This is a genomic window from Serratia sp. TSA_105.2, from assembly GCF_052692115.1.
The window spans coordinates 67,710-74,192 of the sequence record NZ_JBQZFT010000014.1 but is presented as its reverse complement, the minus strand read 5'-3'; the positions used below and the strand labels follow the sequence as shown (position 1 = coordinate 74,192).

The window sequence follows — 6,483 nt, the reverse complement described above, 5'->3', positions numbered from 1 at the left end:
GAACGCGAGATTGCCGCCATCGAAGCGGCCTGCGGCCGGCCGGTCGGCAGCACCGGGCTGCTGGCGGCGATCGAATCGGCGCAGGGCATCACCAACGCGGTGGCGATCGCGCACGCTTCGCCGCGGCTTATCGGCATCGCGCTGGGGGCGGAAGACTACGTGCGCAACCTGCGCACCGAGCGCTCGCCGGAGGGCATCGAGCTGCTGTTCGCCCGCTGTTCGCTGCTGCAGGCGGCGCGCGCCGCCGGCATTCAGGCGTTCGACACCGTCTATTCCGACGCCAATAACGAGGCCGGCTTCCTGCAGGAAGCGGCGCTGATCAAACAGCTCGGCTTCGACGGCAAATCGCTGATCAACCCGCGCCAGATTGAGCTGCTGCACAACCTGTACGCGCCGACCGCCAAAGAGGTGGCGCACGCGCAGCGGGTGGTGGACGCCGCCGAAGCGGCGGAGCGGGAAGGGCGCGGCGTGGTGTCGCTCAACGGAAAAATGGTCGACAGCCCGGTGATTGAACGCGCCCGGCTGGTCCTGGAGCGCGCCGCGCTGTCCGGCTTAGGGGAAGAACCGGCGCAGCACGGGGAGGAAGCATGATGAACCGCCAACAACGATTGATGACCTTCGCCAACCCGGCGGATCTGCCGGGCTATCAGGACGTGTCCAAAGCCAATCTGCAGGCGCGCAAACCGCGCGATCTCAAGCTGTGCGACTCCTTGCAGGAAGCGGTGCGCCGCAGCGGACTGCAGGACGGCATGACCATTTCCTTCCACCATGCGTTTCGCGGTGGCGATTTGACGCTCAATCAGGTGATGGAGACGCTGGCGGCGATGGGGTTCCGCAACCTGACGCTGGCGTCCAGCTCGCTGACCGACTGCCATGCGCCGCTGGTTGAGCATATCCGCCACGGCGTGGTGAGTCGCATTTACACCTCCGGGCTGCGCGGCCCGCTGGCGGACGCCGTTTCGCGCGGCCTGCTGGCGGAGCCGGTGCAAATTCACTCGCACGGCGGCCGGGTCAACCTGATCGAATCCGGCGAGCTGAAGATAGACGTGGCCTTTCTCGGCGTGCCGGCCTGCGATGAGTTCGGCAACGCCAACGGTTACAGCGGTGAAGCCTGCTGCGGCTCGCTCGGCTATGCGCGGGTGGACGCCGAGGCGGCGGGCACCGTGGTGCTGCTGACCGAGCAGCTGGTGCCGTATCCGCATCATCCCGCCAGCCTGGCGCAGGATCGGGTGGATCTGATCGTGCAGCTGGAGCGGGTGGGCGACGCCGACAAGATCGGCGCCGACGCCACGCGCATGACCTCGAACCCGCGCGAGCTGCTGATCGCCCGCCGCGCCGCCGAGGTGATTGCCGGTTCCGGCTACTTCACCGAAGGCTTCTCGCTGCAAACCGGCACCGGCGGCGCCTCGCTGGCGGTGACCCGATTCCTGGAGGACAAGATGCGCGCCCGCGGCATTCGCGCCGCGTTCGCCCTCGGCGGCATCACTTCGACCATGGTGGACCTGCACGAGAAAGGGCTGATCGGCAAGCTGCTGGACGTGCAGAGCTTCGATCGGGCGGCGGCGACCTCGCTGGCGCGCAACCCGCGCCATATCGAAATCAGCGCCAACCAGTACGCCAACTTCAGCTCCAAGGGCGCGTCGGTCGATCGGCTCGACGTGGTGGTGCTGAGCGCGCTGGAAATCGACACCGGCTTCAACGTTAACGTGCTGACCGGCTCCGACGGCGTGCTGCGCGGCGCGTCCGGCGGCCACTGCGACACCGCCGCCGCCGCGCGGCTGGCGATCATCGTTGCGCCGTTGGTGCGCGGGCGCATCCCGACGCTGGTGGAGCAGGTGACTACCTGCGTCACGCCGGGCTCCAGCATCGACATTCTGGTGACCGACCACGGCATCGCCGTCAACCCGGCGCGGCCGGAGCTGGCGCAGCGTCTGCGGGAGGCCGGCCTCGAGGTGGTGAGCATCGACTGGCTGCGCGCCCGTGCGCTGCAGCTGACCGGCGAACCGCAGCCGATCGCCTTTACCGACAAGGTGGTGGCGGTGGTGCGCTACCGCGACGGCTCGGTGATCGACGTGGTGCATCAGGTGGCGGAGTAAGCGATGGCCGCCGTCGATCCCCAACTGGCCGCCGAACGCGCGGTCAGCCTGCCGGAGTTGCTCACCAGCCGCGAATGCCGCCAGGCGCGGCAGCAGGCGTGGCTGGCGCAGCACGAGTGCACGCTGCTGGTGCTGACGCTGGTGGTGCCCGGCCCGGTGAAGGACAGCGCGCTGACGCGCGGCATCTTCAACCTGGGGTGGGCGGCGTTGCTGCGACTGTGCGCCGAACAGGGTTGGCCCAGCCCGCAGGCCGAGGCGCTGGCGCTCGCCACCGGTTGCGAAGGGTTTGTCGCGCTGCGCGCCGATGCCCAGCGGGTGAAGGACTGCGCCATGCAGCTGGAGGTGAGCCGCGCGATCGGCCGACTGTGGGATATCGACGTGCTGGATACGCGGGGGCGCATTTTGTCGCGCCGCGACATCGGCCTGCCGGAACGGCGCTGCCTGCTGTGCGGCCAACCGGCCAAGATCTGCGCCCGCCAGCGGCGGCACAGCAGCGAACAGCTGCTGCATGAAATGGAAAGGATGTTCAACGATGCGATCTCTGCCGATTAACCTGCCCGCCCACCGTGCCGAACCGGCCTGCGATTTCGCCCGCGCCGCTTTCCGCGCGCTGCTGGTGGAGGTCAACCTCACGCCCAAGCCGGGGCTGGTGGATCGCCATAACACCGGTGCCCACCGCGACATGGATCTCGGGCACTTCTATCGCAGCGCCCGCGCCATCGGCGTGTGGCTGCCGCGCTTTATCCAACGCGGGCGCGAGGACGCCGCTTTGCCGGCAGAGCAGCAGCTGGCGCGGCTGCGGCCGCTCGGCCTGGCCTGCGAAAACCAGATGTTCCGCGCCACCGGCGGCATTAACACCCACAAGGGCAGCGTGTTCTCGCTCGGGTTGCTGTGCACCGCCTTCGGCCGCCTGCAGCAGCATGGCCGCGCCATCGGTGCCGAAGCGCTGTGCGCCGAGGTGGCTGCGATGTGCCGGGGGCTGGTGGATCGCGAGCTGCGGCGCAACAACGCGGGGCAGACCGCCGGCCAGCGGCTGTTCGCCGCGCACGGGTTGAGCGGCGCACGCGGCGAGGCGGAGGCCGGTTTCCGGCTGGTCATTGACGGCGCGCTGCCGCTGTATCGGCAACGGCTGGCCGCCGATGGCGACGAACAGCGGGCGCTGCTGGACAGCCTGCTGTTGCTGATGGCCCACAACGACGACACCAACGTCGCCTCGCGCGGCGGCCTGCACGGGCTGCGCTGGCTGCGGCGCCGGGCGGCATTGCTGCTGGCGCAGGGCGGCTCGGCGGGGGAGGCGGGTCTGGCGCGCCTGCGGCGCTTCGATGCCGACTGCATCGCTCGCAACCTCAGCCCCGGCGGCAGCGCCGACCTGTTGATAGTGACCTGGCTGCTGGCGCAGCTGGGTGCCCAAGAATAATAACCAAGCCTTCAGGAGAGTCTCTATGTCCCAAACCCAGGAAAAGATCTGGAAAGCGATAGCGCCGCTGGCGGTGCTCGCGATCCTGTTATTGATACCGGTGCCCGACGGCATGCCGCCGCAGGCCTGGCACTACTTCGCCATCTTCGTGGCGATGATCGTCGGCATGATTCTGGAGCCGATCCCGGCCACCGCCATCAGCTTTATCGCAGTGACCGTCAGTGTGCTGAGCGCCAACTGGGTGCTGTTCGGCGCGCAGGAGCTGGCGGAGCCGGGCTTCAAGGCCGGTAAAGAGGCGCTGAAATGGGGGCTGGCGGGCTTCTCCAGCACCACCGTCTGGCTGGTGTTCGGCGCCTTTATCTTCGCGCTGGGCTACGAGGCCACCGGGCTGGGGCGGCGCATCGCGCTGTTCCTGGTGAAGTTCATGGGCAAGCGCACGCTGACGCTGGGCTATGCGGTGGTGATCATCGATATCCTGCTGGCGCCGTTCACGCCGTCCAACACCGCGCGCACCGGCGGCACGGTATTCCCGGTGGTGAAAAACCTGCCGCCGCTGTTCGACTCCTTCCCCAACGATCCCTCTTCACGCCGCATCGGCGGTTACCTGATGTGGATGATGGTGGTCGGCACCAGCATCAGCTCCTCGATGTTCGTCACCGGCGCCGCGCCTAACGTGCTGGGCATCGAGTTCGTCGGCAAGATCGCCGGGGTGCACATCAGCTGGATGCAGTGGTTCCTGGCGTTCCTGCCGGTCGGCCTGCTGCTGTTGATCATCGCGCCGCTGATCTCCTACTACCTGTACAAACCGGGCGTGACCCACAGCAGCGAAGTGGCCGCCTGGGCGGATACCGCGCTGGGGGAAATGGGCAAGCTGACGCGCAAGGAATACACCCTGATCGGCCTGGTGCTGCTCAGCCTGTGCCTGTGGGTGTTCGGCGGCAAAATGCTGGATGCCACCGCGGTGTGCCTGCTGGCGGTGTCGCTGATGCTGGCGCTGCACGTGGTGTCGTGGAAAGAGATCACCAAATATTCCAGCGCCTGGAATACGCTGGTTAACCTGGCGACGCTGGTGGTGATGGCCAACGGCCTGACGCGCTCCGGCTTTATCGACTGGTTCGCCCAGACCATGAGCACCCACCTGGACGGCTTCTCGCCGAACATGACGGTGGTGGCGCTGGTACTGGTGTTCTACTTCGCCCACTACCTGTTCGCCAGCCTGTCGGCGCACACCGCCACCATGCTGCCGGTGATCCTGGCGGTCGGTAAAGGGCTGCCGGGTGTGCCGATGGAGCAGCTGTCGATGCTGCTGGTGCTGTCGATCGGTATCATGGGTGTGCTGACGCCGTACGCCACCGGGCCGGGGGTGATCATCTACGGCTGCGGCTACGTGAAGTCGAAAGACTACTGGCGCCTGGGCGGCATTCTCGGCGTGGTGTACATTGCCGCGCTGCTGCTGATCGGCTGGCCGATCATGAGCCTGTGGTACTGAGTTGAAGCCACGCGGCCACCGCCCGGTGGCCGCGGTTACGATCCTTTCCCGTGAACCCTGTCACACACTTGTCACACTAACCTCGCCATCATACGCAGGCAAACGCTAACACCTTAAAAATAATCATTTTCCGGGAGCCTCTGCGGATGAGAAAAAAAACGCTATTGCTGTGCCTGCCTTTGTTATTCACCGGGAGCGCGCTGGCGGACGCCGGCGGTTATCAGCTGGAACAGGTGCTGGTCATGAGCCGCCATAACCTGCGCGCGCCGCTGGCCAACAACGGCAGCGTGCTGGCGCAGTCTACGCCGAAGGCCTGGCCGGCCTGGGAAACGCCGGGCGGCCAGCTGACCACCAAGGGCGGGGTGCTGGAAGTGTATATGGGGCACTACTTCAACGCCTGGCTGAAGCAGACCGGCCTGTTGCCGCAAGAGGGCTGCCCGACCGCCGGCAGCGTGTACGTCTACGCCAACAGCCTGCAGCGCACGGTCGCCACGGCGCAGTTCTTCAGCAACGGCGCGTTCCCCGGCTGCGACGTCAGCGTGCACCATCAGGACAAGATGGGCGAGATGGATCCGACCTTCAACCCGATCATCACCGACACCAGCGAGGCCTTCAACCAGCAGGCGCTGGCGGCGATGAACGCCGCGCTGGGCTCGCTGAAGCTGGACGCGGCTTACCAACAGCTGGCGAAGATCATCGACTACAAGGATTCCGCCGCCTGCAAGACCGACAAACACTGTGACCTGACCAAAGAAGCCAGCGTGATGAGCGCGGTGCCGGGCAAAGAGCCGGGCGTCTCCGGCCCGCTGCGGGTGGGCAACTCGCTGGTGGACGCCTTTATGCTGCAGTATTACGAAGGTTTCCCGATGAAAGAGGTGGCCTGGGGCAAAATCGCCACCCCGCACCAGTGGCAGCAGCTGGCGCAGCTGAAAGACGGCTATCAGGACTCGCTGTTCACCTCGCCGGTGGTGGCGCAGAACGTCGCCAAGCCGCTGCTGACCTACATCAACAACGCGCTGCTCGGCGAGCGTAAACCGGACGCGCCGAAACTGACGGTGCTGGTCGGCCACGATTCCAATATTGCCTCGCTGCTGTCGGCCATGCAGTTCCAGCCGTATCAGCTGCCGCAGCAATACGAGAAAACGCCGATCGGCGGCAAACTGGTATTCCAGCGCTGGCGCGACGCGCAAAACGACCGTGAATTGCTGAAGATCGAGTACGTCTATCAGTCCACCGAACAGCTGCGCAAGGCGACGCCGCTGACGCTGCAAACCCCGCCGCAGCGAGTAACGCTGGCGCTGAAAGGCTGCCCGATCGACAAAGACGGCTTCTGCGCCTGGAGCGATTTCGAGAAGACCATGAAAGGCATCTTGTAATGCCCAGCCTCTCTCCCGAGCGCGGGGGAGAGGCCTCTCCCCATCCCGGCTAACGCGCCGCCGTGCGGGTCTTAACGCCATTTATTTTGCCCAGGGTCATTGTTG

General features: G+C 66.3%; 6 protein-coding genes. All 6 read left to right on the top strand.

The annotated features are described in order from the left end of the window. On the top strand, positions 1 to 591 hold a 591-nt coding region (locus ACUTSC_RS23615; protein WP_445653573.1), incomplete at its 5' end, for an aldolase/citrate lyase family protein. Further along, entirely contained in the window at positions 591 to 2,096 is a 1,506-nt protein-coding gene (citF, locus tag ACUTSC_RS23610; RefSeq protein ID WP_004940815.1) for a citrate lyase subunit alpha, read from the top strand. The genes ACUTSC_RS23615 and citF, both read left to right, overlap by 1 nt. 3 nt (positions 2,097 to 2,099) lie before the next feature. Beyond that, positions 2,100 to 2,648, top strand: a complete 549-nt coding sequence (citX, locus tag ACUTSC_RS23605; protein WP_197768978.1) for a citrate lyase holo-[acyl-carrier protein] synthase — start codon at positions 2,100 to 2,102, stop codon at positions 2,646 to 2,648. Further along, positions 2,629 to 3,513 carry a triphosphoribosyl-dephospho-CoA synthase CitG gene (gene citG / locus ACUTSC_RS23600; protein WP_445653572.1) on the top strand — a complete coding sequence of 295 codons (885 nt, stop codon included), beginning with the start codon at positions 2,629 to 2,631 and terminating at the stop codon, positions 3,511 to 3,513. Before citX ends, citG begins: the two co-directional genes overlap by 20 nt. 25 nt (positions 3,514 to 3,538) lie before the next feature. Next, entirely contained in the window at positions 3,539 to 5,002 is a 1,464-nt protein-coding gene (locus ACUTSC_RS23595) for an anion permease (RefSeq protein WP_004940821.1), read from the top strand. Between the two features lie 146 nt (positions 5,003 to 5,148). After that, on the top strand, positions 5,149 to 6,378 hold the full coding sequence (gene agp / locus ACUTSC_RS23590; protein ID WP_107226475.1) for a bifunctional glucose-1-phosphatase/inositol phosphatase: 1,230 nt from the start codon (positions 5,149 to 5,151) through the stop codon (positions 6,376 to 6,378). The last annotated feature ends 105 nt before the right edge of the window (positions 6,379 to 6,483 follow it).

Excerpts from the sequence above, each read along its gene's own strand:
- agp (WP_107226475.1), top strand. The coding sequence starts at position 5,149 with ATGAGAAAAAAAACGCTATTGCTGTGCCTGCCTTTGTTATTCACCGGG.
- citF (WP_004940815.1), top strand. The coding sequence starts at position 591 with ATGAACCGCCAACAACGATTGATGACCTTCGCCAACCCGGCGGATCTG.
- ACUTSC_RS23595 (WP_004940821.1), top strand. The coding sequence starts at position 3,539 with ATGTCCCAAACCCAGGAAAAGATCTGGAAAGCGATAGCGCCGCTGGCG.
- citX (WP_197768978.1), top strand. The coding sequence starts at position 2,100 with ATGGCCGCCGTCGATCCCCAACTGGCCGCCGAACGCGCGGTCAGCCTG.
- citG (WP_445653572.1), top strand. The coding sequence starts at position 2,629 with ATGCGATCTCTGCCGATTAACCTGCCCGCCCACCGTGCCGAACCGGCC.